The 1,364-nt window shown below is 45.5% G+C and carries 1 protein-coding gene; it reads right to left on the reverse strand.

What is annotated here, in order from left to right; all coding sequences use genetic code 11:
• Nucleotides 1–241: 241 nt before the first annotated feature.
• Nucleotides 242–1,288, reverse strand: a complete 1,047-nt coding sequence (locus DK872_RS27175) for an IS110 family transposase (protein ID WP_161519130.1) — start codon at nt 1,286–1,288, stop codon at nt 242–244.
• Nucleotides 1,289–1,364: the final 76 nt, after the last annotated feature.

Genomic DNA, 1,364 nt, shown 5'->3' on the forward strand with positions numbered 1-1,364 from the left:
AAAAAATGTATGGTTCGCCCCCGTTTTGCAAGCACACGATGATTAAAGCTGTTTGCGTTAATGTATCCGGCCTCTTGCAAGTCAGCTGCTTTTGGCAGCAAGGCCATGATGGAATAAGCGCGTCAGGTTCCCAATAAGCTTCTTAGGCTGTTAAAGCCGTTTTTTTGTCCCGGGTTTACAAGACGCCATTGCACAGTTTTGTCATCACATACCCTGCAAACTGGTAAGATTTTAAGCGAGTTCAGATTTCTCGTTGCTGTAAATAAAAAGCGCCCGGTCGTGTCATGACAGCCCAGATAATTCGGGCAATTTTGTTCGCCAGTGCGACAACAACCTTATTGCGGTGTACACCGCGCTCTTCCATAAGTTGTACCCACTGTCCCAGAAAATTTGTTGTCCTGTTCAAATGCAGAACACAGGTTCGGGCTCCATGGATAAGCAGTTTTCTCAGGTAAGCATTGCCACGTTTACTCATACCTAATAAACGTTGCTTGCCTCCTGTTGAGTATTCTCGTGGTACAAGCCCCAGCCAGGCAGCTAAATTGCGCCCTGATTTAAATTGTTGGCCATTACCTACAAACGCCGTCATTGCCGTCGCTGTCAATTTCCCTACACCGGGAATAGACGTCAGCCTTTTAGCTATTCCATCTGCATCAGCGATAGACTCAATCTGGCGACGTAAGTGCAACAGTTTTTCCTCAAGAGACCGATATTCATGCCAGAGATCAATGAGTATATCCCTCATTGATGGACTCAGTTCGTTTTGCTCGTCAGATAACAGAGAAGGCATATCATGTGTAAATTTGGCAATTCCACTGTGGATAGTTAATCCGTATTCTAGGAGAAATGCCCTAGCCTGATTCACCACCGCTGTTTTATGAGAGACCACGCGTTCTCTGATCCGATGTAATGCCTGTAGATCGAGCTGTGCCGTTGTTTTTGGTATCACTGTCCGCATAGTAGGACGAGAAATGGCTTCGGCTATTGCTTCAGCATCAATCAGGTCATTCTTGTTTGATTTAACGAAAGGTTTTACAAATTGTGCCGGGACGATGCAGGGCGTATGTCCAAATGATTTAGCCTTTCTGGCCAGCCAATGGCAACCCGGACAGGCTTCCATTCCAATCGTTGTTTGGGGTAAGCGGGCTAGATATTCAATCAATTTAACGCGGGTAAAACATCGCCTAATCAGGATATTTCCTTTATCGTCCATCCCTACTACATGGAACGTATTTTTACCGATATCAATACCCATTCGGCTAAGGGACTGTGCTTTTGTTCGTGACATAACACACCTCCAATATAAGGGCTGACAGCAAGTGCAATTTTAGCAAGTTGAGTGGGGGCGAACCATTCCATTAGCT

Source organism: Kosakonia sp. MH5 (genome assembly GCF_009935945.1).
Lineage (GTDB): Bacteria > Pseudomonadota > Gammaproteobacteria > Enterobacterales > Enterobacteriaceae > Kosakonia > Kosakonia radicincitans.

What these genes read in the sequence shown, in the direction of transcription:
- DK872_RS27175 (WP_161519130.1), bottom strand. Translation starts at nt 1,288, where the DNA reads ATGTCACGAACAAAAGCACAGTCCCTTAGCCGAATGGGTATTGATATC.